The organism is Sinomonas susongensis (genome assembly GCF_005877005.1).
Lineage (GTDB): Bacteria > Actinomycetota > Actinomycetes > Actinomycetales > Micrococcaceae > Sinomonas > Sinomonas susongensis.
Genome location: NZ_SSNH01000008.1, coordinates 158723 through 183198, shown reverse-complemented (window position 1 = coordinate 183198; position 24476 = coordinate 158723). Strand labels below are relative to the sequence as shown.

General features: G+C 67.1%; 21 protein-coding genes. 11 read left to right on the top strand and 10 right to left on the bottom strand.

All coding sequences use genetic code 11. The features are described from left to right. Positions 1-110 precede the first annotated feature (110 nt). A complete protein-coding gene (locus E6A21_RS12500; RefSeq protein WP_138444485.1) occupies positions 111-797 on the top strand; it encodes a GNAT family N-acetyltransferase in 687 nt (228 codons plus the stop codon). Positions 798-870: 73 nt separating this feature from the next. Further along, on the top strand, positions 871-3231 hold the full coding sequence (locus E6A21_RS12495; protein WP_138444484.1) for a DEAD/DEAH box helicase: 2361 nt from the start codon (positions 871-873) through the stop codon (positions 3229-3231). 11 nt (positions 3232-3242) lie between these two features. Here the strand turns inward: E6A21_RS12495 and E6A21_RS12490 are convergent, their stop codons facing one another. The 7 genes from E6A21_RS12490 to ssd all read right to left on the bottom strand — a co-directional run bounded on the left by E6A21_RS12490 (position 3243) and on the right by ssd (position 8653). Continuing rightward, positions 3243-3698, bottom strand: coding sequence for an Rv3654c family TadE-like protein (locus tag E6A21_RS12490; RefSeq protein ID WP_138444483.1), 456 nt, complete (start codon positions 3696-3698; stop codon positions 3243-3245). A gap of 29 nt (positions 3699-3727) precedes the next feature. Further along, complete coding sequence (locus tag E6A21_RS12485) at positions 3728-4129, bottom strand: TadE family type IV pilus minor pilin (RefSeq protein WP_138444482.1); 402 nt, start codon at positions 4127-4129, stop codon at positions 3728-3730. Between the two features lie 12 nt (positions 4130-4141). Next, complete coding sequence (locus E6A21_RS18430) at positions 4142-4507, bottom strand: DUF4244 domain-containing protein (protein WP_425471553.1); 366 nt, start codon at positions 4505-4507, stop codon at positions 4142-4144. Between the two features lie 201 nt (positions 4508-4708). Further along, positions 4709-5335 carry a type II secretion system F family protein gene (locus E6A21_RS18310; RefSeq protein ID WP_171041384.1) on the bottom strand — a complete coding sequence of 209 codons (627 nt, stop codon included), beginning with the start codon at positions 5333-5335 and terminating at the stop codon, positions 4709-4711. Next, positions 5332-5667 (bottom strand): type II secretion system F family protein, encoded by a 336-nt coding sequence (locus E6A21_RS17925; protein ID WP_171041383.1) that lies wholly within the window; start codon positions 5665-5667, stop codon positions 5332-5334. Before E6A21_RS17925 ends, E6A21_RS18310 begins: the two co-directional genes overlap by 4 nt. 590 nt (positions 5668-6257) lie before the next feature. Beyond that, complete coding sequence (locus E6A21_RS12470) at positions 6258-7505, bottom strand: TadA family conjugal transfer-associated ATPase (RefSeq protein WP_138444479.1); 1248 nt, start codon at positions 7503-7505, stop codon at positions 6258-6260. Next, positions 7502-8653 (bottom strand): septum site-determining protein Ssd, encoded by a 1152-nt coding sequence (gene ssd, locus E6A21_RS12465; RefSeq protein ID WP_138444478.1) that lies wholly within the window; start codon positions 8651-8653, stop codon positions 7502-7504. Before ssd ends, E6A21_RS12470 begins: the two co-directional genes overlap by 4 nt. Positions 8654-8774: 121 nt before the next feature. On the opposite strand from ssd, the gene E6A21_RS12460 reads away from it, so the two are divergent. After that, the gene (locus E6A21_RS12460) at positions 8775-10442 is read left to right on the top strand and encodes a bifunctional 3'-5' exonuclease/DNA polymerase (protein ID WP_246036447.1); all 1668 of its coding nucleotides are present in this window, start codon (positions 8775-8777) and stop codon (positions 10440-10442) included. 34 nt (positions 10443-10476) lie between these two features. Here E6A21_RS12460 and E6A21_RS12455 read toward each other — a convergent pair whose 3' ends face one another. Genes E6A21_RS12455 through E6A21_RS12445 form a run of 3 tightly spaced genes read right to left on the bottom strand, consistent with a single transcriptional unit; the run spans position 10477 to position 13555 of the window. Then, positions 10477-11151, bottom strand: a complete 675-nt coding sequence (locus tag E6A21_RS12455) for an NUDIX hydrolase (RefSeq protein WP_138444476.1) — start codon at positions 11149-11151, stop codon at positions 10477-10479. Continuing rightward, complete coding sequence (nth, locus tag E6A21_RS12450) at positions 11148-12116, bottom strand: endonuclease III (RefSeq protein WP_138444475.1); 969 nt, start codon at positions 12114-12116, stop codon at positions 11148-11150. Before nth ends, E6A21_RS12455 begins: the two co-directional genes overlap by 4 nt. Next, positions 12014-13555 (bottom strand): solute carrier family 38 member 10, encoded by a 1542-nt coding sequence (locus E6A21_RS12445; protein WP_138444474.1) that lies wholly within the window; start codon positions 13553-13555, stop codon positions 12014-12016. The genes nth and E6A21_RS12445 overlap by 103 nt, the downstream gene beginning before the upstream one ends. 237 nt (positions 13556-13792) lie before the next feature. On the opposite strand from E6A21_RS12445, the gene acs reads away from it, so the two are divergent. The 8 genes from acs (at position 13793) to E6A21_RS12410 (ending at position 24463) form a co-directional block, all read left to right on the top strand. Continuing rightward, positions 13793-15760, top strand: a complete 1968-nt coding sequence (gene acs / locus E6A21_RS12440) for an acetate--CoA ligase (RefSeq protein ID WP_171041382.1) — start codon at positions 13793-13795, stop codon at positions 15758-15760. A gap of 26 nt (positions 15761-15786) precedes the next feature. Next, positions 15787-17979 (top strand): alpha-galactosidase, encoded by a 2193-nt coding sequence (locus E6A21_RS12435; protein WP_138444473.1) that lies wholly within the window; start codon positions 15787-15789, stop codon positions 17977-17979. 250 nt (positions 17980-18229) lie between these two features. Next, the gene (locus E6A21_RS18305; RefSeq protein WP_281281578.1) at positions 18230-18364 is read left to right on the top strand and encodes a hypothetical protein; all 135 of its coding nucleotides are present in this window, start codon (positions 18230-18232) and stop codon (positions 18362-18364) included. 30 nt (positions 18365-18394) lie between these two features. Continuing rightward, the gene (locus E6A21_RS12430) at positions 18395-19159 is read left to right on the top strand and encodes an SAM-dependent methyltransferase (protein WP_138444472.1); all 765 of its coding nucleotides are present in this window, start codon (positions 18395-18397) and stop codon (positions 19157-19159) included. A 773-nt stretch (positions 19160-19932) separates the two neighbouring features. Further along, the gene (locus tag E6A21_RS12425; protein WP_138444471.1) at positions 19933-20817 is read left to right on the top strand and encodes a hypothetical protein; all 885 of its coding nucleotides are present in this window, start codon (positions 19933-19935) and stop codon (positions 20815-20817) included. Then, complete coding sequence (locus E6A21_RS12420; RefSeq protein ID WP_138444470.1) at positions 20814-21530, top strand: ABC transporter ATP-binding protein; 717 nt, start codon at positions 20814-20816, stop codon at positions 21528-21530. Before E6A21_RS12425 ends, E6A21_RS12420 begins: the two co-directional genes overlap by 4 nt. Then, complete coding sequence (locus E6A21_RS12415; RefSeq protein WP_246036467.1) at positions 21530-22264, top strand: ABC transporter permease; 735 nt, start codon at positions 21530-21532, stop codon at positions 22262-22264. The genes E6A21_RS12420 and E6A21_RS12415 overlap by 1 nt, the downstream gene beginning before the upstream one ends. A 162-nt stretch (positions 22265-22426) precedes the next feature. Beyond that, positions 22427-24463: a beta-galactosidase gene (locus E6A21_RS12410; protein WP_138444468.1), complete on the top strand. Its 2037-nt coding sequence runs from the start codon at positions 22427-22429 to the stop codon at positions 24461-24463. The last annotated feature ends 13 nt before the right edge of the window (positions 24464-24476 follow it).

Below are 24476 nucleotides of genomic sequence, written 5' to 3'. Positions count from 1 at the left end.
TAGGGTACCGAGACCTACGAGAGGGATGCCGGTGACCGCGGGGTTGCCGAGGAGTGACAGTTGTGTCACGAGCCTTATCAGGAACTCGTGGCGCCGGTATCGTCATGCCTATGGCAGAGGCAGAGCTCAAAGATCTTCTGGTCACGTGGGTGGAGGGCTGGGCCTCGTCACGCCGCTATCCGACGCAGTCTCTCGGCGGTTTCCCTGCAGCGCAGCTGACCGACCGCACCGGCGACTGGGCAGCATTCGCCGCCGAACCGTCGGATGAGGAATTCCGGCGCCTCGTCGAATTCATGTCCGCGAGCCGGGACCGCATCTTGACGGTCCTCACGGACAACCACCTGCGCTTCCGCACCCTTGCAGAGCAGCACGGCCTCGCCGTGCTCGGCGCGGACCAGGAGCTCATGGTCATGGACTTCGAGGGCAAGGACGTCGAGGCGCCCTGGCTCAACGACGACGAGCTCAGGCTAAAAACCGATATCGAGGACAGATCCGCAACGGTCACTGTGGTGACGGACGACGGCGAGACGGCCGCGAGCGGACACGTCGCCGTTGCAGATGGCTTCGCAGTCTTCGACCGCATCGTCACGGAACCGGACTACCGCCGCCGCGGACTCGGGTCTTTCGTCATGCGCGCGCTCACAGCGGCCGTGAGCGGGCACGGTGCCGACCAGGGACTGCTCATCGCCTCGATCGACGGCCAGCACCTCTACCATCACCTCGGCTGGAGTGACGTCTCCGGCGTCCTCATGCTCAAGAACCCGAGCAACCCCGACGGCCCGTCCCTCAACGACTGACTTCGCTTCTCCACTGCTCCTCTCCGGCGGCCCGAGGTAAGCCGCGGGCATGCGACGCTGGCAGAATGCAGGGGTGGCGCAGCACGATTCCCTGATACCGCTCCTCGGGAGAAGCCCTCAGCCCGAGCAGCTCCGCCACGTCCGACGTCTTCCTGCACGAGAGGCCCGGACCGCACCCTGGCCTGACTGGGTGCATCCCGATCTCGTCCACGCCTACAGTCGGCTCGGAGTCGCGGAGCCATACACGCATCAGGTTGAAGCGGCCGAACACGCGCAGGCAGGGCGACATGTCGTCGTGGCCACTGGAACCGCCTCGGGAAAGTCCTTGGCCTACCAGCTCCCGGCGCTCAATGCCGTCCACCGCTCGGAGCTGCGAGTGCTCGCCGAACCGGGACGCGTGCACGACGACGGCGCTGCCGTCCTCTATCTTTCGCCGACGAAGGCCCTCGCGGCTGACCAGCTCGCCTCGATCCGTGCCTTGCGGCTGCCGACCGTGAGAGCGGAGACGTACGACGGCGACACGGAACAGTCAGCCCGCCGCTGGATCCGTGACCACGCGAATGTCGTGCTCGCGAACCCGGACATGCTGCACTACGGCGTGCTGCCCAACCACGCCTGGTGGTCCGCGTTCTTCCGGCGCCTGCGGTTCGTCGTGATCGACGAGGCCCACAGCTACCGGGGCGTCTTCGGTTCTCACGTCGCCAACCTGCTGCGCAGGCTTCGGCGGGTCTGCGCCTACTACGGCGCTGAGCCCGTCTTCATCGCAGCTTCGGCGACGACCGCAGAGCCCGAGACGTCGGTGGCGAGGCTCATCGGGGCACCCGTCGCCGCTGTGACGCAAGACGGCTCTCCCCACGGGGCGACCGAAGTCGCCTTCTGGGAGCCGGCGCTCACCGAGGCCCGGGGCGAGAACGGCGCCCCGCAGCGGCGCACGGCAGTGGCGGAGGCCTCCGACCTGCTCGCCAACCTCGTGTCCTCCCGAGTGCGCACCATTGCGTTCATCAAGTCCAGACGCGGAGCCGAAGCCATCTCCTCGATCACGCAGCGGCTTCTCGACGAGGTCGACCCCAGCCTTCCCGGACGGGTCGCAGCCTACCGGTCCGGGTACCTGCCGGAGGAACGACGCGAACTGGAACGCCGCCTGAGAACCGGAGAACTGCTCGGAATCGCGAGCACCTCGGCACTCGAACTGGGCATCGACATCTCGGGTCTCGACGCTGTTCTCGTCGCGGGATGGCCTGGCACCCGCGCATCGCTCTTCCAACAGATCGGCCGCGCTGGACGCGCCGGCCAGGACGCGCTCGCGGCGTTCGTGGCTAGCGACGACCCGCTCGACACGTATCTCGTCAACCATCCAGAGGCGATCTTCGACGTCCCCGTCGAGGCAACGGTCTTCGATCCCTCCAACCCTTACGTCCTGGGACCGCACCTCTGCGCCGCTGCGGCCGAGAGACCGTTGACGCTCGCCGACCTCGCGCTCTTCGGCCCCGCGGCCGAAGGCATCCTCGGCCAGCTCGAACGCCAAGGGCTGCTGCGGCGCCGTCCCTCGGGCTGGTTCTGGACCCACCCGGAAAGCGCAGCCGGCATGGTGAGCCTGAGGGCAGACGGCGGGGGGCCCGTCCAGATCATCGAATCCGAGACGGGCCAAGTGCTCGGCTCGATGGATTCGCCCCAGACGCACTATCAGGCGCATCAGGGCGCGATCTATGTGCACCAGGGCGCGAGCTACCTGGTGGAAGAGCTCAACGAGGCCGAGCACTGCGTGGTGGTGCGACGCGTCAATCCGGACTACTACACGACGGCCCGGGACATCACCCAGATCGAGGTTCTGAAGGAGGATCGGAGCGAGGCCTGGGGGCCGGTGGGCGTCCATTTCGGCGAGGTCAAGGTCACGACTCAGGTTGTCTCCTTCCAGCGCAAGGCGCTTGTCTCGAATGAGGTCCTCGGCGAGGAGCCGCTGGACTTGGGAGCGCGGGACCTCTTCACCAAAGCCGTGTGGTTCACGGTGGACAACCGAAATCTCTTCGCGGCCGGGCTCATCGAAGCTCAATTTCCGGGCGCGCTGCACGCAGCCGAGCACGCGGCGATCGGGCTCCTCCCCCTCGTTGCTTCGAGCGACCGGTGGGACGTCGGAGGCGTCTCGACCGCGCTGCATGCCGACACAGAAGAGCCGACGATCTTCGTGTACGACGGCCACCCGGGCGGGGCTGGGTTTGCGGAACGGGGATTTGAACGGGCCCGCGAGTGGCTTTCAGCGACGAAGGCGGCGATCGAAGCCTGTGAATGCCCTTCCGGCTGCCCGTCCTGCGTCCAGAGCCCGAAGTGCGGCAACAAGAACAATCCCCTCGACAAGGCAGGAGCGATCCTCCTTCTCGGCGCGTTCCTCCGCGAAGCTGAGAGGGCAGAACTCGGTGCGGGACCTGCTCCTTGGTGATCGGCTGAGGCTCATGGTGGCTGGCCCGCCCGTGCCCGGCCCTCGGCATGGACGCCTGCGACAGCTTTTTCACCTCGCACCACCACACGGACGATCGAACCGGGCACTTCGATCTCGCACGAGATCACACGCGCCGCGTTGAGCATCGCCACCTCTTCTGCCGAGACGCACGTCCCCCCGCCACTGAGGCCTCGCTCCGCATCCGCCGCGGCCAAGGCCGTCAGGTCAGCCGCCCGCGCCGTGCGTTCCCCGGCGACGATCCCCTGGGAGACCAGTACGGCGGCCGAACAGGCCGACACCGCGGCAAGGGCGAGGGCCAGAGCCAAGATCGTCCCCGCTCCGCGCTCGCTCCGCTTGCACCAGGTCGGTGCTGACCAAGTCGGTGCTCCTGCCTCCCGAGATGGTGCCTCCGTCTCCGAAGCCGGTCCCCCGGCCCCGGAAGCCGCGATGCTGCCTCCCGCCGTCATCCTTGGCCGCTCGCTCGAGCATCCGCGAGTCACGGTGCGGTCTCAAGACGGACGGACGCCGACGCTTGGGCGACAAGGCCTCCTGCAGCCGCGAGGGGTCCGGAAACCGGAAGGCGCGCGGTGACGTTGGCCCTCGATCCTTCCACGTCGACAGTGAGCGCAATGCCATCTCCCGCGATCCTGCGGGCGACGGAATCAGCGATCTCACGCGACTCTCCGCGAGCAAGCTCCCTCGCGGCGCCTCGTACGGCCTCCTCCACCTTGAGCTGGGAGATCCCTGCGCTGAGCGCCGTCAGGAGCACCCCGAGAAGGCCAACGACGACGAGGATCCCCACGGCGAGCTCCGCGGTGACCGCTCCCCCTGATCCGCAAGTGCGAACCCGCCGTTTCGGGTCTGCCGCGCGTTCTGCCGCCTCAGTGCCGGTAACCATGCGCGGAGGCTTTCACGGTAGGGCGAGGGCCGTCCGGACGATGGCGAGGAGGAACCCTCGCACCTCGTCGCTCCGCATGATGACAACGAGGAGGCCTGCGAAGGCGACCGCTGCCAGAGTGGCGATGGCATACTCTGCGGTCGCCATTCCCGCTTCGGCCGTTTCCGCTGGAAATCGCCGTCGTGCCACTCGGACCGCGAACCGGAAGCGTCCCACTCCTCGCGATCGTCGACTGCGACGACGGGCAGCACTCGGCCCGCCCGCCACCCGTGGACTCTGAGATTGCCGGATTGGACGTCGTTCCGCCGCTCCGGGATAGAGTTCCACGACCTCCGCACGTCCGCTTCGGGACTCCAACGGGCCTGTTCGGCTCTCCAATAGCGGTTGCCCCTCGTGCAGCCGCTGGCTCTCTGCCCTGTCCTCCTGCGCCATGCTTCCCCCTTTGTTTGGTCCGACTTGCATTTGGAACGACTTGTTTTTGGCTCGATTTGCAGTTGGTCCCGCTGAGTGTTTGGCGCCACAGTTGAGGACCGGGTCCTTGCGATCCGGTGTTTCTTGCTTCTCGGTTGAGCTCATGACTCACGGCCCCATTGAAAGAAGCACCGGGACCACGCCGAGGCAGAGGAATGCGGGGAGCGAACAGACTCCGAGAGGTACGACGAGCCTGACCCCGAGAGCCGCCGCGCGCCGTTCAAGCTCCTGATGTCTTCGGCGCCGGAGCATACGGGCACGAGCAGAAATCAGTTCCGCCGAGGGCGCACCGCTGGCCGCTGCGAAGTCCAAAGCCTGACGAAGTTCGGCCCCTTGGCGATCCCCGAGGGCCGATCTCCACGCCTGATCCCATGGGACGCCGAGCTCAAGAGCCGTCGCAGTCCGTCCGGCGGGACCATTCGCCGGCCCAAGGGCTTGGGCAACGATCCGAAGAGCCCGCTGAAGTGACGAGCCTGATTCGAGCATCGCCGCGATGAGCTCGAGCGTCAGGGCCGTCTTCGGGTGGTCATCTTCAGATCCCTCCGGGCGTCGACGCCAAACGGGCTGCCGGACCGCGGCCCCGCCTCGATCGTCTGCAGGGACCGATCTGGGCAAGCCGACCGCGGGCCACCCCGAACCCCTCGGCTTCGACAGAATCCAGCACCCGGCGAACAGCTGGACGCCGATGACCGCAGACAAGAGCGCGTGCCACGGGACCCAGCCTCCGACGCTCATCGGAGTGCTCCCGTCTGGGCAACCAGGCGATTGGACCACAGACGCCCTGCGAGCGCGAGCACGCCGCCACCGATGAGGCAGGCGAAACCGACGAATGTGCTGGTGAGCGTTTCCAGGGGGTTCGCTCCAATGAATATCCCCAGCAAGAGTCCGACGAAGGGAAGTACGCTGAGAATTCGCGTGGTGGCCTTCGGCCCGGCCAGAGCGGTTGCCCGGGCCGCCGCGGCATCGGCTTCGGACTCGAGATGAGCCGACAGTCGGTCGAAGACTGCGGCGAGAGGGCAGCCGGACGATTCCGCAGCCTCGACGCATGCCGCCACATCACTCCACATGGCGAGCGCCTCCCGCTCTCGTAGCTTCCTTCGGTTCGGCCCTTCGTTCCTCCACCCCACAACCGCCCACGCAGAGGATGCCATCGGATGCTGCCCGTGCCGCGGCTCAGACAAGGCGTCGCGGATCGCGGGCCCCACCGGGAACCCGAGAGCAGACGCCTGGGCGGCAGCGTCCAAGACCGATGCGGCTCCCAAGTCTTCACGAGCCGCAAGCTGTCCTGCGACGCCCCTATCCCGCAACGGGTGGAGGAACCCGGGGCGTCCCGGGCCTCGGCGCCGCTTCGCCGTTGCTGCCGAAGGGCTTTCCTGCCAAACCATCGGGCCGTCGCGCAGAGCTTCGCCGAGACGTCGTCTCTCGTTCAGGGCTGCTTGCCGCCACATCTGCTCGGCCGATCGACCCGCCCGCAGCAATGCGGCCAGCTCGCCCACCAGGAGCGCCGCATCGTGCAGATCCACTGCAGATCTCGTGCCAGCCCGGAGGCTGAAAGGAAGCACGAGCCGGGTGGGCCCGACCCGGTTGAGGACTGATGGCCGCCGCACGAGGACAACTGCGGCCGAGCACAGGAGCGCGAACACCAAGAGCGGAAGGATCATGCCGTCGCCTCGGACTCCTCTGAAATTCGGGCAGAGAGCGCGTCCCAACCGGGCCCTTTCCTCACGGCGTCGGAACCCGGAAGCCGGACCAGAGCAGGGGCTACGACGAGTCTCCCAGCCTTCTCGGCCAATGCAGCGACAGTGGCCAGCCGCCTCGGACCGCCCCTCCGCTCGAGGTGCAGCACGGCACCGACGGCATTCGCAGCCTGAAGAGTCATCGCCTCTGGCGAAAGTCCTGCGAGGGCTCCAAGTGCGATGAGTCGGGCGGCGACGGCCTCTGCGGAATTCGCGTGAACGGTACCGGCACCGCTGTGTCCCGTGTTGAGCGCGGCGAGGAGTTCCCGTACTTCAGCGCCACGGCACTCCCCGACCACGAGTCGGTCGGGGCGCATCCGCAGGGCCTGCCGGACGAGTTCGGCGAGGTCGACCTTCCCGCTCCCTTCCACGTTCCCGTGACGCGCCTCGAGCCCGACCACGTGCGGATGAGCGGGATTCAACTCGGACGCATCTTCCACGAGGACGATCCGCTCGGTGGACGGTGCTAGGCCCAGCAGGGTGCTGAGCAGGCTCGTCTTCCCGCTTCCCGTGGCGCCGCTCACGAGGTAGTTCACTCGCCCTGTCGCAATCGATTCGAGGACGGAACGCTGCTCCGGAAGGATCGTTCCGGCGTGCTCGAGCTCTGTGAGATCGAAGGCCTGGTGACGGCGGATACGGACCGACAGGAGCGTAGTCCCGGTCGAGATGGGCGGGAGCACCGCATGGACCCGGTACCCGCCTGCGACCCGCACGTCCACGCATGGTGAACTGTCGTCGAGCCGTCGGTCCCCCGAAGCCACCAATCGGACCGCGAGCGCACGGACGGCCTCCTCCGATGGGAAGCTGACCGGTGCAGGCTCAAGCCCGTCTCCCCGGTCGAGCCAAACCTCGCCGGGTCCGTTCACGAGGATGTCCGTAACGCGCGGATCCTTGACGAGCTTCTGGAGGGGTCCCAGTCCGCTCAGTTCTGCGGAGATCAATTCGACGGCGGCGAGCGTCCCCGCGGTGCCCAAGAGACGACCGCTCTCGTGGACGGCCGCCGCGATACGGGCCGGGGTCACGGGACCGGGCACCGCGAGGACGCGCTCCCGCACGTCGTCGAGAAGCTCAGCGTCAACGAGGTGGGCCGCGCCGACGAGCGGGGCAGTGCCGACGAGCGGGGCAGTGCCGACGAGCGGGGCAGTGCCGACGAGCGGAAGGGTGTTCATCGGGCCGCCTGAGGGAGGCGGGCGTGGCGAGGCATGGGTGCTCCGGCTCTCGGCGAGGACCTGCCCGGAGAGCCCACCAGCCCTTCGAGGATCAAGCCAGCCGCCCGCCGCACATCCCGGCGGCGGGACAGTTCGGGGAGGCGCCCCTCCTCGGTGGCCGCGTTTGCCGCCCGGAGTTCCGGCAGATGGGCGGCGAGCGGGCAGCCGACGGCCCCGGCGAGCCTCTCGGCGTCCACTCCCTCTCCCAGACGTCCCCGCACTACGAGCCCAGTTGGCACCGGCGGTATCTCGTGGAGGAGCTGCGTCGCCGCGACCGCAGCGCGTATTCGGCCTGGAACGACGAGCAGGAAGCGATCGCTCGCCCAGCCGAAGTCGTCGATCCCTTCCCGGCTCCTTCCGAGGTCAATCACCACGAGCTCGAAGGCGCTTCGCCCAGCCTCGAGCACCCCGGCGATCGCCTCGGGTGCGACCGGCTTCGCGTATCCCGCCGAGGCTGGCCACGACACGTACGGAACGCCGAGGACCCGGGGCAGGGCAGCCTCCAGCTGGGGTGGATGAATACGGCCGCTCGCAGCTGCGAGATCGGGCCAGGCAAGCCCGGAGGTGTGCTCGTTCGACAGGCACAGTTCCAGCCCGCCCCCGAGGCGGTCGCCGTCGACCAGAAGCACGGACTCGCCGCGCGCATTCGCCGCCATGGCGAGGAGCACCGCCGTCGTGCTCGCCCCGGCACCGCCGCACCCGCCCACAAGGCTGACGACTAGGCCATCGCGACCTTGGGACAGCCGCCTGCCGAGGAATTCGACGAGCCATCCTGCGGCCTCGGGCAGTTCGGCGACGTGTTCGACTCCCAGTTCCGCCGCCCTGTGCCACAGTAGTCCGCTGTCATTGCCCCTTCCGACGAGGATCATGTCCGGCCGGTTCCGGGGAGGAACGTCCCGAACGTCCGCCCCCAGAAGGAGCGGGACGTCGTCGTCCACTCCTTTCATTGCCTCGCCGAGCGTGGGCGCGGTTCTGAGCGCGACGCCAGCCACGGCGGCGACGCGGGCGCACTCGTCGAGGAGCACGGGATCCCCGGTGACGCACAAGACCGCCTCCCCGTGCGGACGCCAGCCGGCCTCGGCGTCGTCTGTTCCCTGTCTCATGCCCATGGTTCAAGCCTGCTGCTCGCCACCGCACGGCTGAGGCAACGACCGGCACCATGTGGAGGACACTCCACCGGCATTGCTGTGGAGGACAACAACGGTCCCGATCCCACGCGAGAATATGGAGGTGTATGAGATCCTGGCGCCCTCCCCCGACGGGCAGGTCCTGCTCAGGCCCCTCGACTCCTCGGGCCAGCGCACCGGCCCGGACACAACTGTCGTGCCCTCCGAGCTGCCGGCCCTTGTTGCCCGTCGGGAATCGGCACACAAGCCGCGCTGGGTGTGGCGGAAGGCGGCCGACTGGTATCCGCGCCTGCTCGCCACCGGTGTGCCGTTGCTCCGCTGCCACGACCTGACCCTCTGCGGGACCGTCCTCACTCACTCCGCGTACACCGCGGCGTTCACAAGCTCCCTACCGGATGCAGACAGCGCGACGGATCCGAGCGGGATCCTGCCCCCTGCCGGTCCGCCCAAGGGCCAGGGCTCCCTCTTCGACGAGGGAGAATCCGTGCAGGGACCGAGCGCCGACGAGCTTGAGGCCGAGCTCGTGGCACAGCTTGGGGCCATCTCCGCCTCTGACCACCCGGGCCGATTGCGCCTCCTGTGTGCCGCGGATTCGGCCGGGGCACTCATCGCAGCGGAAATGCAGGCCGCGGGGATGCCGTGGGATGCCGTGGCCCACGAGGCGCTCCTCGCCGATCAACTCGGACCCCGACCGCGCGGCTTCGAGCGCCCGGCGAGGCTGGAGGAGAAGGCGAGCGAACTGCGAGACCGCCTCGGAGCCCCCCAGCTCAACCCGGACTCGCCCCAAGAGCTCATGCGGGCCCTGCACCGGGCCGGCATCGAGGCCAGGACGACCCGGGCATGGGAGCTCCGCGAATTCAGGCACCCGGCAATCCCGCCGCTCCTCGAATACAAGAAGCTGGCTCGGCTCTTCGCTGCGAATGGATGGGCGTGGCTCGACTCATGGGTCCGTGACGGTCGGTTCCGGCCTGAGTACGTCGTGGCTGGCGTCGTCACGGGGCGGTGGGCATCGCGCGGCGGCGGCGCCCTCCAGATCCCCAAGCAGGTCCGCTCGGCGGCCCGCGCGCTCCCCGGCCACAAGCTCGTCGTGGCGGACGCGTCGCAGCTCGAACCCCGGGTCCTCGCGGCGCTCGCCCGGGACGACGCGATGGCGGCCGCGGCGCAGGACGCGGACCTGTACGCGGGGATCGCGGCCGCGGGGTTCGGGGGCGACCGGGCGAAGGCGAAGGTAGCTCTCCTGGGAGCAATCTACGGCGCGACGACGGGCGAGTCCGGCCGACTCATGCCCCAGCTTGCCCGTCTTTACCCACGAGCTGTCGCCTTCGTCGAGCAGGCGGCCCGCGACGGCGAACGCGGGCTCACGGTGACGACCCACCTTGGGAGGAGCTCGCCGCCGCCGTCCGAACGCTGGCAGCGGCTGCAGCGTTCAACGTCCGCCGAGGAGCAGCGGCGGGCCGACGCCGCGTCGCGGGACAGGGGGCGGTTCACGCGCAACTTCGTCGTCCAGGGGACAGCCGCCGAGTGGGCCGAGTGCTGGCTTGCCGAGCTGCGTCTGCGGTTGCGCCGCCTCGCCGGCCACGGCCTGCGCGCCGAACTCGTCTACTTCCTCCACGACGAGGTCATGATCCACGCCCAGGAGGAGGCCGCGGCTGCCTGCGTCGAGGCCGTGCAGGAGGCAGCGACGGCCGCCAAGCGGCTCCTCTTCGGCGACGCGCCCGTGCAGTTCCCGGTGAGCATCGCCGTCGTCGACAGCTACGACCAGGCGAAGTAGCAGCGCCAGGCCGGAGCGCGAAACCCCGAGGCGCTCACACCGCGATGTAGTGCTTGCGCTCGCGGTCCCATTCGACCGCCCAGCCCAGCCCGTTGAGCAGTGCATCGAGCACCATGGCGGTGAAGCCCCAGACGAGCACGCCGTTGACGAGGAAGGCCGGGCTCGAGAAGATCGCGCCCCGGCGGCGCACCACTCCCATGACGCGGTTGGCGGGATCCAGGAGGTCCCGGACCGGCGTGCGGAACACCTGCGCCGACTCGGCGAAGTCGACGACGTCGACGGGCGACGGCGACGCCCACCAGGCGAGCACCGGCGTCACGACAAAGCCGCTCACCCCGAGCGCGAGGGGTGGCAGCTCGCCCAGGACGTCGACCCCGCTGGGATCCAGCCCTGTCTCCTCGACGGCCTCCCGCAGGGCGCAGTCGACGATGCTCGCGTCCTGCGGGTCCCGGCTTCCTCCGGGGAAGGCCACCTGGCCGGGATGCGAACCGAGGGTCTGGGCCCGCTCGAGGAGCAGGACGTCCAAGTCGGCGGGTGCGAGTGGCTTGTCCGACGTCGCCTGGACTGTGTCGAGCTTGCCGAACAGCACGAGGACGGCGGCCTCACGCCCCTTATGGTCCACGCTGGGGTGCCAGCGCCGGTCGAACGGGTCGAGCCTCCCTTCACGGATGCCGACGGCGAGGGCCTCGAGCTCGGCCCTTGCGCTCACAGCCCACCGCCGGGTTGGGGGTCCGCGAGCCCCGCGACAGGATGCCCCTGCTCACGCATCCGGATTTCCGCGGCCCGGTGAACGTTCGCGACCATCTCCTCGCGGAGCGCTTCCTGCCCGGGCGCGAGTTCGTATTTCAGGAGCTTCAGCGCCTTGCCGGGGTCGGTCTCGCCGATCCCGAACGAGGGGCATAGGGCCGCTACGGGGCATGCACTGCAGGCCGGGCGGCGAGAATGGCACACGCGCCGGCCGTGGAAGATCACCCGGTGGGAGACCATCGTCCAGTCACGAGGCGGAAAGAGCTCCATGACGTCCTGCTCGACCTTGACCGGATCGTCGGAATCCGTCCAGCCGAACCGCTTGGCCAGCCGCCCGAAGTGGGTGTCCACACTGATCCCCGGGATGCCGAAGGCGTTGCCGAGCACGACGTTGGCGGTCTTCCGTCCCACACCGGGAAGCGTGACGAGGTCCTCGCGCCGGGCCGGGACGACGCCGTCGAAGTCGTCGACGATCTTCTGGGAGAGGACGTGCAGGCTTCTGGCCTTCGCCCGGAAGAAGCCAGTCGGCTTGATCATCTCCTCGATGTCAGCCAGCTCGGCTTCGCTCAGCGCGCGGGCGTCGGGGTAGCGGGCGAACAGCGCCGGCGTGACCTGGTTGACCCGGACGTCGGTGGTCTGCGCGGACAGGACCGTCGCGACGAGCAGTTCGAACGGATTGCGGAAGTCGAGCTCGGCGTGGGCATAGGGGTAGAAGTCGGCGAGGATCCGGTCGATCTTCCGTGCGCGGCGTTTGAGGGCGAGTGGCGACTCCTCGGGGGTGAGCCGACGCCGCTCGGGCTTCCGGGCGGCGCCGGCGAGGCCGGTCAGCCCCTCTCGATTCCGGCCAGATCGCGCAGCACGCCGATCCGCCCATCCTGGCTCTGGACGAGGAACTCGTCCCCGCGGTCCTGGAGCGCGAGGATCCATTGGCCGGGCTCGAGGGTGAACAGTGGAAGGCCGCTCTCGGGATCCAGTGCCGCCCTCGCGTGGTTCACAGCAAACCAGAACGCCTCGTACTCGGGCTCTGACTCGTCGTAGTTCCGAGTCGCCTCGAAACCGGCCGAGCGATCGACGGCGGGGGCCAGCTGAGTCGCAGGGCCGCCCTCTGGCTCAGGTTCGGGCCGTCCCAGGGCGGGCGAGGCCTGCGTCGGGGCAGGCTCGCTCGCAGGTGAGGGTTCAACCGTCGGCTCGACACGTGCCGCAGCGGTGGGGGCGCCATACGGCTCGCCATCGGCGCCCCCGAGCACGACGGCGTCGTCGGCGGCGGGGCCGATGGGCGTCTCCGCCGTCGAAGGGGCCTGCGAATCGTGGCGGCCGATGAACTTCCCGTCCGTCTCGGAGGAGGGCGCTTCCGACGACGGCGAGGACGCACCGCCTTCGCGTGTCACACCCGCGGCGCTCGGCACGGCCGAAGTCGCCGGCTCGCCCTCTCGGCCGGCCGCACCCCGCGCTTCGTCCCCTTGCGCGGCCTTGGCTCCGGCGGCCAGGGCGGCGACGCTCGCGCCGGCCGCAGCCGCGCCGGCCGCGCCCGTGGCGGCCGCCGCGGCTCCCGCTGAGGAGACCCCAGCGGGACCTTCATGAGGCTTCACGGACGAAGTGGTGCCGTCGACTGCCGTTGCTCCGGCCCGTGGGGCCGGAGCGCCGCTCGCCTCGCTCTGCGCCTTGGCCGCGGCGGGGAAGCGGGAGCTGCCGCCCTGCTGCGTCTTCGACTGCCGGGAGGGCTTCAGCGCCATCGGCTTCTTGGACCCCGGCTCGTTGCCCCTCGGCTTCTGGGTAGGGGCGACGGCGTCCCGGGCGACGACGTGCGCCGGCACCTCGGCCCGTCCCGCGAAGTCGACCGCGAACGCTGGAATGGCGCGCGCGAGGACAGTCGAGGCCACCAGGATGGCGCCGCCGATGAAGCCGACGATCGCGCCCGGGGTCAGCGCCGTCACCGCGAAGACGAAGAAGTACGTGCATGCGAAGGCCGAAACGACAGATGCGAACTGGTCGAGCGAGAGGGAGCCGACACGGAACACCGTCTGAGGGGAGAGCCGGCGCCACACGAACAGGCCCGCGAGCACGAGGGGCAGCAGGATGCCGATGCCGATGAAGTAGACGTTCTGCCCATTCCAGAGGTTCAGCGTGCTTCCCCTCTGGACGAGCGGCAGGAGGGAACCGACGAACGTGATGAACACACCGACGAACACTGCGACGTCGCGGGCGGTGAACGGGCCCACTACGGCCGCAGGAGCACCGTCCTGTGCGAGGCTCCGGGCGGGATCGCCGCCGCGCGCGGAATTGCCGGCCCCCGGATCTGCGGGCACGCTGTCGGGTCCGGGTACCGCGCCACCAACGCGAGAGGGACCCTGACGGGAATCAGACATGGGCTGCTCCTTCGGTCGTCCTTGCCGTTCAGCCTAGCCATAACGCCTGTGCCCCACCTAGCCCGCAAGGCCGTGGTTCCCCTCCCGGGATGTGACGTGCGCAACTCCACGGGCGCCGCGCAAGGTCTACTGTGGGAAGAGGCAGCCGACCTGTCCCGTCCGCAGATCAAGAAGGTCCTGGATCTGCCGCGAGGACGCGGGCTGGCCCACGCGATGGATCGAGCCGAAAGGACGTTCATGTCCCAGCAAACCGTCAACGGGGACGCTTTCGAGAACCTCCTCCATGAGGAGCGTCATTTCCCGCCCACACCCGAGTTCGCGGCCGCGGCCAACGTGCACGAGGACGTCTACGCGTCGGCGGCCGAGGATCGAGTGGCGTTCTGGGCCGAGCAGGCGCGGAAGCACCTGACGTGGTCGAAGGACTTCGACCAGACGCTGGACTGGTCGGACGCGCCCTTTGCGAAGTGGTTCGTGGGCGGGGAGGTCAACGCCGCGTACAACGCCCTGGACCGGCACGTGGAGAACGGGCTCGGGGACAGGGTCGCGATCTACTTCGAGGGCGAACCGGGTGACACCGAGAAGATCACGTACGCGGACCTGACCGAGCGGGTGAAGAAGGCCGCGAACGCCTTCGAGTCCCTCGGCGTGCGCAAGGGCGATCGGGTCGCGGTCTACCTGCCGATGATCCCCGAAGCGGTCGTCACGATGCTCGCTTGCGCCCGCATCGGCGCGGTCCACTCGGTCGTCTTCGGCGGGTTCTCCGCCGAGGCGCTCCGTTCCCGGATCGACGACGCCGAGGCCAAGCTGGTCGTGACGGCTGACGGAACGTATCGTCGCGGCAAGCCGTCCCCGCTCAAGCCCGCGGTGGACGACGCCCTCGCCGCGCCCGGGCACTCAGTCGAGCACGTCGTCGTCGTCCGGCGCAACGGCCAGGACGTGGACTGGACCCAGGGCCGCGATCTGCACTGGAGCGAGCTCATGGATGCGGCCTCGGGCGAGCACACGGCGGTCGGGCACGAGTCCGAGCACCCTCTCTACATCCTCTACACCTCGGGCACCACGGGGAAGCCCAAGGGCATCCTCCACACGACAGGCGGGTACCTGACGCAGACCGCGTTCACGCACTCCGCGGTGTTCGACCTCAAGCCTGAGACTGACGTCTACTGGTGCACGGCGGACATCGGCTGGGTCACGGGCCACTCCTACGTTGCCTACGCGCCGCTCGTGAACGGTGCGACGCAGGTCATGTACGAGGGCACTCCGGACTCCCCGCACCAAGGCCGCTGGTGGGAGATCGTCGAGAAGTACAAGGTGTCCATCCTCTACACGGCCCCCACCGCCATCCGGACCATGATGAAGTGGGGCCGGGAGATCCCCGGAAAGTACGACCTCTCGAGCATCCGGGTCCTCGGCTCGGTCGGCGAACCGATCAACCCTGAAGCGTGGATGTGGTACCGGGAGGTCATCGGCGGCGGGAAGGCGCCCATCGTGGACACCTGGTGGCAGACCGAGACCGGCGCGATCATGGTCGCCCCACTGCCCGGGGTCACCTCGACCAAGCCTGGCTCGGCGCAGGTGCCCCTCCCCGGGATCGCTGTGGACGTCGTGGACGAGAACGGCAAGCCGGTCCCCAACGGGCACGGCGGCTTCCTCGTGGTCCGCGAGCCCTGGCCCTCCATGCTCCGCACCATCTGGGGCGACCCTGAGCGGTTCAAGGAAACCTACTGGTCCCGGTTCGAGGGCATGTACTTCGCCGGCGACGGAGCGAAGAAGGACAACGACGGCGACATCTGGCTCCTCGGCCGGGTAGACGACGTCATGAATGTCTCCGGCCACCGCCTCTCCACCACCGAGATCGAATCGGCCCTCGTCTCCCACGAATGGGTCGCCGAGGCCGCCGTTGTCGGTGCCACGGACGAGACCACGGGACAGGCCGTCGTCGCGTTCGTGATCCTCCGGAGCGAGGTCGAAATCCCTGAGGGCGAGGACCCGTCAGCGGTCCTGCGCACGCATGTCGGGAAGGAGATCGGGCCTATCGCGAAGCCCAAGCACATCCTCGTTGTTCCGGAGCTTCCCAAGACCCGCTCCGGGAAGATCATGCGGCGCCTCCTCAAGGACGTCGCCGAGGGCCGCGACCCCGGTGACGCGACCACCCTCGCCGATCCGGCGGTCATGCAGCAGATCGCCGCTGACCTCCGGAAGTAGCCCGCGTCGACATCGGAGGCCAGCCCATGGATCCCCTGCATCTCCGTTCCGCGGGTGTCAGCGTCCTGCTGGCCTTCGATTCCGGCGAAGCCGAGGTCGTGCACTGGGGTGCCGACCTCGGCGAAGACCTCCCCGAACTCGGCCTCCTGCGCAACCCGGTCCCGCACTCGGCGCTCGACGTGCCCGTCGTCGCCGGCCTCCTCCCCCAGGCTTCGTCGGGCTGGCTCGGCCGTCCCGCGCTGCGAGGGCATAGGCCGGCGCCGACGGCGGCCGACGACGGGGACCCCGGCTCGGCGTTCTCCCCCGCCTTGCGGGTCGCTGCGGCAGAGGCGATCCGCGGCGGGCGCGGTGCGCGGATCGTCCACGCCGATGCGAAGGCCGGCCTGGAGGTGACGAGCGAGCTCGTACTCGGGGAGGGCGGCCTCCTCGAGATCACGCACGAGCTCGCCAACACCGGGGCCGGGCCATACTGCTTGGACGAGCTGGCCGCCGTCGTGCCCGTCCCCGGCGAGGCCTCGGAGCTCCTCGACCTCACGGGACGGTGGTGCCGCGAAAACCACCCGCAGCGCCATCACATCGGTCAGGGCACGTGGGTGCGCTCGGGTCGCCATGGCCGCACGGGCCACGATTCGTCCCTCCTCGTCGCGGCCGGCACCGCAGGCTTCTCGAACCGTTCGGGCCGTGTGTGGGCGATCCACTTCGGCTGGTCGGGAAACCACGAGCAGTACCTCGATTCGCTCGCCGACGGGCGCCGAAGCCTGGGCGCGGCCGAGCTGCTCGGCTCCGGGGAGATCGTCCTGGCCGCCGGCGAGAAGTACGCGACGCCCACGCTCTACGCGGCCTACTCCGATCGCGGCCTCGACGGAGTGACGGAGAGGTTCTACCGCTGGTTCCGCGCCCGGCCGCAGCACGTCACTTCCGAGGGACGGGCCGGCTACCGGCCTCGCCCGATAGTGCTCAACACTTGGGAGGCGGTCTATTTCGATCATCGTCTCGAGCCGCTCCTCGAGCTCGCGGAGTCGGCGGCGGAGCTCGGCGTCGAACGCTTCGTGCTCGACGACGGCTGGTTCCGGGGCCGCCGCAGCGACGGGGCTGGGCTGGGCGACTGGTACGTCGACGAGACGGTGTGGCCCGAGGGGCTCAAGCCGCTCATCGACGCCGTGACGTCCCACGGGATGGAGTTCGGACTGTGGGTCGAGCCCGAGATGGTCAACCTCGACTCGGACGTCGCCCGCGCTCACCCGGAATGGATCGTCCGGCCGTCCGCACCGTCACCGAAAGACGGCGGGCGTCTCCCGCTGGAATGGCGGCACCAGCACGTCCTGGACCTCGTGAATCCGGATGCGTGGCAGTACATCTACGACCGTCTCGACACCCTGCTCCGCGAGAACGACATCGCATACCTCAAGTGGGATCAGAACAGGGACCTCGCTGAGCACGGCCATGCGGGCAGGCCCTCGGTCCACGAGCAGACGCTCGCCGCGTACCGCCTGTTCGACGCGCTCAGGGCCGCGCACCTGACGGTTGAGATCGAGTCGTGTTCCTCGGGCGGGGCGCGCGTCGACCTCGGGATCCTCCAGCGCACTGACCGGGTGTGGGCCTCGGACTGCAACGACGCCCTCGAGCGCCAGACGATCCAGCGCTGGACTGAAGCCGTCCTCCCGCCCGAGCTCGTCGGCGCCCACGTCGGCCCAACCCATTCGCACACGACCGGCCGCGTCCACGACATCTCCTTCCGGGCGATCACGGCCCTGTTCGGCCACTTCGGCATCGAATGGGACATCCGCAAGGCAAGCCAGGCCGAACGCGAAACCCTTCGACGGGCCATCGCGCTCTACAAGGGGCACAGGCAGCTCCTGCACTCCGGGACGCGCGTCAACGCGGACATCGTCGAACCGAACCTCGCGCTCCATGGCGTCGTCTCGGACGACGGCGGCGAGGCCCTCTTCGCCGCCGTCTCCCTCGGCACGCTCGCTGCCGAGACACCCGGCCGTCTCGGCCTCCCGGGGCTGAATCCCGAGCGCACCTACCGGGTCGACGTCGTCCTTCCGACTCCGGACGACGGCGACTGGAACGACACGTTCATCCAGACCTCGCCTCCCGTCTGGCTCTCCTCGGGCGCCACGGCGAGCGGGCGCTTCCTGGCCGAGGTCGGCATCCCGCTCCCGATCCTGCGCCCGGAGCACGCGATCCTGCTGCGGACGCGCGCCATAAATTAGCTTGTGCTTCCCGGGAGCGGGTGTCACTTCAGTGCCGCTCCTCGACGCTCGAATGTGACGGGCCTTCCGGGCTGCCGGCCGCTCGCGAGTCAGGCATCCTCAGGACTCAGAAGGCAAGACGACGTGCCATGGTGCTCCAGACGCACAGATGGGTTGACAGTTAGCTTTTTTGAATCTTCACTGAATGGGGGCTTACCTCAGGTCCTCAACGGCCGCCAGGTCGGAATAGGCACACATCGAAAGGACAGACATGCTTGAGATCCAGAGCGTTGACTCCGTCGAGGCGGACCTCGAGTCCGCTGAAGAGCTCACCGTCATTCCCACCTACATCCCGACGATCGAGGAGACATTCACAGCTAGTGGAGGTCACCGCCAATTCATGTGACCATACTCACTCTTAGCTGCCGGAGGAAAATTGCGGAAGGTACGCGATGATCTTCGGGTCCCCGATGCCAAGGCCGACCTTTACCTGCTCGGCCTTGGCATCGGAGGATTCGACCAACGAAGTGTCGAAGCAGATGCCATCCTGCGGAATGCGGCCGTCGTCCTTCACCTCACCGCATTCGACAAAGAACTCAGGGAGATTTGCCACGGACGAGTTGAAGACCTGTCCACAATTTATTTCTCGGGAACAGATCCAGCGGAAATCTACGGCGCATTGGCCGACCAGGTCGCCCAGACTGCTATCGATAACCTGGTCCTAGGACACACCTGTTTCTTAAACTACGGCCATCCCCTATTTTTGGTCGATACCTCTTGGATGCTTCTCGACACCCCTGGCCTTCGAGTCAAGGCCGTGGCAGCCACTTCTTTTCTTGACCAACTCATCTGCGATCTCGGGTACAGATTTGACTTTGGTGCACAAATTTACGAAGCAAACTGGTTTCTCAGGACGACCCCCCGCCTGGACCCCACCTTCCCACTGATATTGTCTCAGGTCGGTCACCTCAACAGCGAGCGAATCGAAGTTCGCGACCGTAAACTTGAATGGTTGTCTCCATTATATGATCTGCTAGCACGGACGTTCCCGCCAGAACGGCGTTGTGATTTGATCTTCTCTTCCTATCGTTCCGACATGGCTCCCCAGATCGTTTCTTCGTCAATCAGGGATATCCAGACGATGACCTCATCCGTCCACTCGGGAACAACCCTGCTGGTCCATGGCTCCAGAAGCAAGTAGGCCGAAAATGCTCTGGCTCGACTTCTGGGGTGCCACGGTCCGCGTCGCAGTCCACAACCAGGCGGACTTTACTCATATAGCGTATTACTTCGGTGATCACTTGTCGCAGACCGTCGCATTTCCTGATGTGAGCGTGGAATTTCGCAGCAGAGAACGTTCCTTCTTCCAAAGCGAACCAGATGAACGTGAAATTCACCTTATCGAACACGGGACTGGGCGAGAATGGACGATCGAAGGCGACGATACAATGAATGCCCCTACGCCAATCCCACCCCTTGCCCTGCTTCCTTTGAGAAGTAGGGTACGGACGATCCATGGCGCTGCAGCCGTACATCCCACGGACCCGCAGCGGGCAGTGGTACTGCATGGCCCTTCGACGGCTGGAAAATCAACCTTGCTCCTCGCCCTATTGCGGCGTTCTTGGGCCTTTATGAGCGACGACATCATTCCTGTTTCAGAGGAAAATAGAATCCTACGCTTCACCCGTCCAATCGGGCTAAGAGCCAACTCTGCTGAAATATTGGGACTAGCCACATCCTCGTTTCCCGAGGCACCGCGCTTTGCAACGCCTACAGGCATAACCCGCGCAGTCCACCCGCGAGCGCTTGGCCTCAGCTTGGGGCCCATGTCGTCAGATTGGACGTGGACCGTGACCTTAGTACCCACTAATGAGACGTTCAGGGCGAAACGAACGTTGAGTAGGCATCTCCATCTATGCCTGAATATAGATCGAGACCTCGACCGCGCCGTGAAAGCAATCGAGGAGTTGGCGAATGGAACGTGAACACGGAGAGGCGGAATTCTTTTTGGATTTCTGGGGTGTTAAGGTGCGTGCCCTGTGCCACCCAAGCGACATAGAGGATTTGAAATTCTTCTACGGGAGCTTCGTATCCGCGGAATGCGGTACCCCCGATGTATCCCTACGGCTCCGCTGCAACGGATGGCCATCGCGGGGCTTTTTCGCCAGCACACTTGCGAATGACCGGCTGGAAAAGTCTATAGAGCTCGTGGACCATCATGCGTCTGTTTTCTCTATCGGGCACACGTTTCAAGAGTGGTCGGGGGTTCCATCACCGCTTCCCCCATTCGCCACCAGTCGCCTGCGTGAACGATTAGCGATCTACTCCGGGGCCGCCGTCCGTCTCACAGACGGTCGGATTGCAGCGATCGTGGGCCCCCATTACATAGGGAAAACTTCACTGGTGCTCGCCTTGTGCCAAGAGCATGGAGCGCAACTTGTTTCAGACAGCATAATCGTTATGGACACCAGAACGCAGTCCTGCTTGACATATCAAGTCCCGATCGGTTTCCGACACAGAAGCTTAGACATAATCATTCCGACTCTCGACGCGCTTGACTATAGGCTGACGGTCTCTCGCGACACTGGGCTAGTCGCTCTTGTTCGGCCGGAGGCAATACTCGGAAGGCACAATTCCGCGGGTGGCCCTATCAGTAAACTGATCGTCCTCAAGGCTTCGCAGAACCCGACGGTCGAGATCATGGAGATCGGTCGACCCAATCTAGGATGGTTTACACGGGCCTCGAATGAGGCTATTGAAACCTGCCTGCCAGAAACGGCTCTCGAAATCCACTGCGGCACTCAGACGTCGCCCGCCGAACGCGCAGCAGCGATCAGCGAGGGCGTGGAAACCTTATGAGTTGGCTCATCACCGCAACAGGCCTCACCAAGGAGTACCGGAAGGGGATCGCACCGGCGGTTGCCGACGTCTCCCTTGCGATCGGACCCGGAGAGGTGATCGCCGTCGTCGGCCACAACGGAGCCGGCAAATCGACTCTCTTCGACCTCCTCGGCGGACTCTCACGCCCGACAAGAGGATCAGTCGAGCTGAATGTCGCCCGCCAGGACATCGGCTGGTGTCCCCAACGGGAGATTGTCGACTGGTCGCTCACTGTGCGGCAGAACATCGCCCTCGGCGTAGAGCTTCGCAAGCCGGGGCGACGAAGGACTGCAGGCGCCGTCGAGGAGATAGCCGCATCCCTCGGGCTCGAGAGCCTCCTCGCGCGGACCGCCGAGACGCTCTCCGGCGGGGAATTGCGGAGGACTCAGATAGGGCGCGCTATGGCGGGAGACCCCCGGCTCATGATTCTGGACGAGCCGACGACCGGCCTTGACCCAGAAGGGATGTCCAAGGTGTTCGGGCATCTCGCCGCTCGACGCGCAGACGGGGCATCCGCCATCATCAGCACCCATGAAACCTCGAGATTCAGCAAGCACTGCACCAGAGTCATTGCCTTGGCTGAGGGGCAAGTGCTCGCCGACCTCCCGGTCGAGGAGTTTCTGCTTTCGGGAAAGGCAAGAACCGACGACCTCTGGGAGGCCTATATGCATATTCGCCAGGAGAGCCCGTGATGCGCCCGCTCGTCCTCACGAAGTACCACTTCGCGTCCCTGTGGAACTGGCGGACCTCGTATCTCGGGCGATTCATCGAGCCCGTCGCGTATCTCCTCTTCCTCACCGCTGGGCTGCGCTCACACCTGAGCGAATCGACCGACGGGTACGGCGGGTTCGCCCTCACCGGACTTACGTGCCTGTTGGCATTCCGGGCTTCGACTTCAGCGATGAGCGATGTGGCCAATGACCGAAAGTGGGGAGTCTTTGCCATCTACACGCTCCAAGGAGGAAGTGCACGAGGATACCTCCTCAGCATCGTCCTCTACGGCGGGGCGGTCTTCCTCGGACAATTCGTTCTGCTCGCAGGCTGCGCGCTCCTCGTCTTCGGCGCCGACGCGCCCAGCCTTTCCCGCATGGCCGTCTCCGGCGCCTTCGGCCTGCTGCTCATGATCGGCTGGACCGGGGTCGGCGCGGCCGTGGGCGGCAAAGTGCAGTCCTACGCGACGCGCGATTTCCTGGTGACCGTAACGTCCCTCCCTGTCGTCTTCACGGCGCCCCTCTTCTATCCCATCGACGGCACTTCGGGCTTCCTCAGGTACCTCGCCTCAGCCAAACCTCTGACCTATCAGGTCGCCGCGCTCCGAGACGTCAACGCCTTCACGGCGAGCGGTTCCGTCCTGTGGGCTGCAGCAGGAATCACTCTTGCGCTCGTCCTGCTGAAGCGGGCTGATCGGGTCAGCCGAGAGCGCTAGTCGCGCGCTGCGGGCCGGAAGCAAGCCGCGCCTGCAGGACCGAAAAATTTCGGTTTTGGTATCTTCTGTACGTTTTTGTGAGGAATGCCTAGGCTGGGACGACGGCCATCCCGTCTCGAGACGGCCCCCGGAAACCTGTCACCTCACTGCAGAGGAACCGCCATGGACCTCAACGACCTCACCCGTCGCCTCGGCAACGGAACTCCCCGCATCGCGTTCGGCGCGGACTACAACCCTGAGCAGTGGTCCAGGGAGGTGTGGAAGCACGACGTCGAACTCATGCGAGAAGCCGGCGTCAACCTCGTGAGTGTCGGCATCTTCAGCTGGGCCCTCCTCGAACCCGAGGAAGGACGGTACGAATTCGGCTGGCTGGACGAGGTCATGGATCTTCTTCATGCCAATGGGATCGCCGTCGACCTCGCCAACGCGAGCGCCTCTCCCCCGCCGTGGTTCACCGTGAAGTACCCTGACTCCGCTCCTGTCGACGAGAACGGCGTCCGCCAGACCCATGGCTCTCGCCAGGCGTTCGCGGCGTGCTCCCCGGACTACCGTCGCGCCGCGGCTGCCCTCACCACCGCCATTGCGGAACGCTATTCCCAGCACCCGGCGCTGGCGATGTGGCACATCCACAACGAGTACGGCTGCCACAACCAGCCCGATTTCGGCCCGCACGCGGAACGCGGCTTCCGGGAATGGCTCCGTGCCCGGTACGGCACGATCGACGCCCTGAACGAGGCCTGGGGAACCGCCTTCTGGTCGCAGCATTACTACGACTGGTCGGAAATCATGCCTCCTCGGCGCTCCGGAACCTGGGTCAATCCCAGCCAGCAGCTCGACTTCGCGCGCTTCTCCTCGGATTCGCTCCTCGAGTGCTTCGAGGCAGAGGCCGACATCATCCGGGCCCACTCGGACAAGCCGGTCACCACGAATTTCATGGGCACGAACATGGGCCTCGCTCGCCCCGTCGACTACTGGCGCTGGGCGCCGCGCATGGACATCGTCTCGAACGACCATTACCTCATCGCCGAAGATCCCCGGAATCATCAGGACCTCGCACTCGTCGCGGACCTCACCCGCGGCTGGGCCCAGACCAAGCCCTGGCTGCTGATGGAGCACTCCACCTCGGCGGTGAACTGGCAGCCCCGGAACATCGCGAAGAGCCCCGGGCAGATGCTGCGGAACTCGTTCCAGCACCTCGCCCGAGGTGCGGACGGAATCCTCTTCTTCCAGTGGCGTGCTTCCAGGGCGGGAGCGGAGAAATTCCACTCGGGCATGGTTCCGCATGCCGGGCGGGACACGAAGGTGTGGCGCGAGGTCGTCGAGCTCGGGGCGGCCCTCGAGAAGGCCTCGGAAGTGGCCGGCTCTAGGGTCGTGGCCGACGCGGCGCTCCTGTTCGACACGGATGCGCGGTGGGCGGCAGAGCTGGATTCGCATCCGAGCATGGAAGCCCAGCCTGTACGCGAGCTCCGGGAGTGGCACGATGCCCTCTTCCGCGCCGGAATCACGACCGACGTCCGCCAGAGCACGGACGACCTCTCCGCCTACCCGCTCGTCGTCGCGCCGATGCTCTACCTCGTCACGGACGACGGCGCCGCGAACCTCCGGCGTTACGTCGAGGGCGGTGGCACTCTCGTTCTGACGTACTTCTCGGGCATTGTCGACGAACACGACCGCATCATCATGGATCCGCTGAACGGCGGCGGCTACCCGGGCGCCTTCAGAGAGCTCCTGGGCATCGAAATCGAGGAGTTCTTCCCGCTCCACGCCGCCGAAACCGTGCCGCTCACCGAGGGTTCGGGCGAGCGCTGGAGCGAGCTCGGGCGGACGACGACGGCGGAGGCCGTCTCCCGCTACGAGGCGGGCCCGACGGCGGGCTCCCCTGCCGTCACGCGGAACGCCGCCGGACGGGGCCACGCGTACTACGTCGGCACCACTCCGGACGCCGAGGCGCTAGCAGGGCTCCTCCCCCGCGTCCTGGCTGACGCCGGAATCGAGCCGCCGCGGCATGCCGCCGAGCATCCTGACCTCGAGGTCGTCACGCGAGCGTCGGAGGAGGGGTCGTGGGTATTCGCGATCAACCACGGCACAGAGGACGCCCGCTTGCCCGTCGACGGCGTCGAGCTGGTCTCGGGGAGTGCGACGGAAGGCGAACTGAGGGTGCCCGCTGGGGGAGTCGCCGTCGTGCGCGTCGCAGGCTGAGACCGAGAGCGGG

Coding starts and splice junctions, on each gene's coding strand:
- E6A21_RS12500 (WP_138444485.1), top strand. CDS start 111: ATGGCAGAGGCAGAGCTCAAAGATCTTCTGGTCACGTGGGTGGAGGGC.
- E6A21_RS12490 (WP_138444483.1), bottom strand. CDS start 3,698: ATGACGGCGGGAGGCAGCATCGCGGCTTCCGGGGCCGGGGGACCGGCT.
- E6A21_RS12485 (WP_138444482.1), bottom strand. CDS start 4,129: ATGGTTACCGGCACTGAGGCGGCAGAACGCGCGGCAGACCCGAAACGG.
- E6A21_RS18310 (WP_171041384.1), bottom strand. CDS start 5,335: ATGAGCGTCGGAGGCTGGGTCCCGTGGCACGCGCTCTTGTCTGCGGTC.
- E6A21_RS17925 (WP_171041383.1), bottom strand. CDS start 5,667: ATGTGGAGTGATGTGGCGGCATGCGTCGAGGCTGCGGAATCGTCCGGC.
- E6A21_RS12470 (WP_138444479.1), bottom strand. CDS start 7,505: ATGAACACCCTTCCGCTCGTCGGCACTGCCCCGCTCGTCGGCACTGCC.
- ssd (WP_138444478.1), bottom strand. CDS start 8,653: ATGGGCATGAGACAGGGAACAGACGACGCCGAGGCCGGCTGGCGTCCG.
- nth (WP_138444475.1), bottom strand. CDS start 12,116: ATGGATCCTCGCGCTCCAGGACCGCGGGGACGAGTTCCTCGTCCAGAG.
- E6A21_RS12445 (WP_138444474.1), bottom strand. CDS start 13,555: ATGTCTGATTCCCGTCAGGGTCCCTCTCGCGTTGGTGGCGCGGTACCC.
- acs (WP_171041382.1), top strand. CDS start 13,793: ATGTCCCAGCAAACCGTCAACGGGGACGCTTTCGAGAACCTCCTCCAT.
- E6A21_RS12435 (WP_138444473.1), top strand. CDS start 15,787: ATGGATCCCCTGCATCTCCGTTCCGCGGGTGTCAGCGTCCTGCTGGCC.
- E6A21_RS18305 (WP_281281578.1), top strand. CDS start 18,230: ATGCTTGAGATCCAGAGCGTTGACTCCGTCGAGGCGGACCTCGAGTCC.
- E6A21_RS12425 (WP_138444471.1), top strand. CDS start 19,933: ATGGAACGTGAACACGGAGAGGCGGAATTCTTTTTGGATTTCTGGGGT.
- E6A21_RS12420 (WP_138444470.1), top strand. CDS start 20,814: ATGAGTTGGCTCATCACCGCAACAGGCCTCACCAAGGAGTACCGGAAG.
- E6A21_RS12415 (WP_246036467.1), top strand. CDS start 21,530: ATGCGCCCGCTCGTCCTCACGAAGTACCACTTCGCGTCCCTGTGGAAC.
- E6A21_RS12410 (WP_138444468.1), top strand. CDS start 22,427: ATGGACCTCAACGACCTCACCCGTCGCCTCGGCAACGGAACTCCCCGC.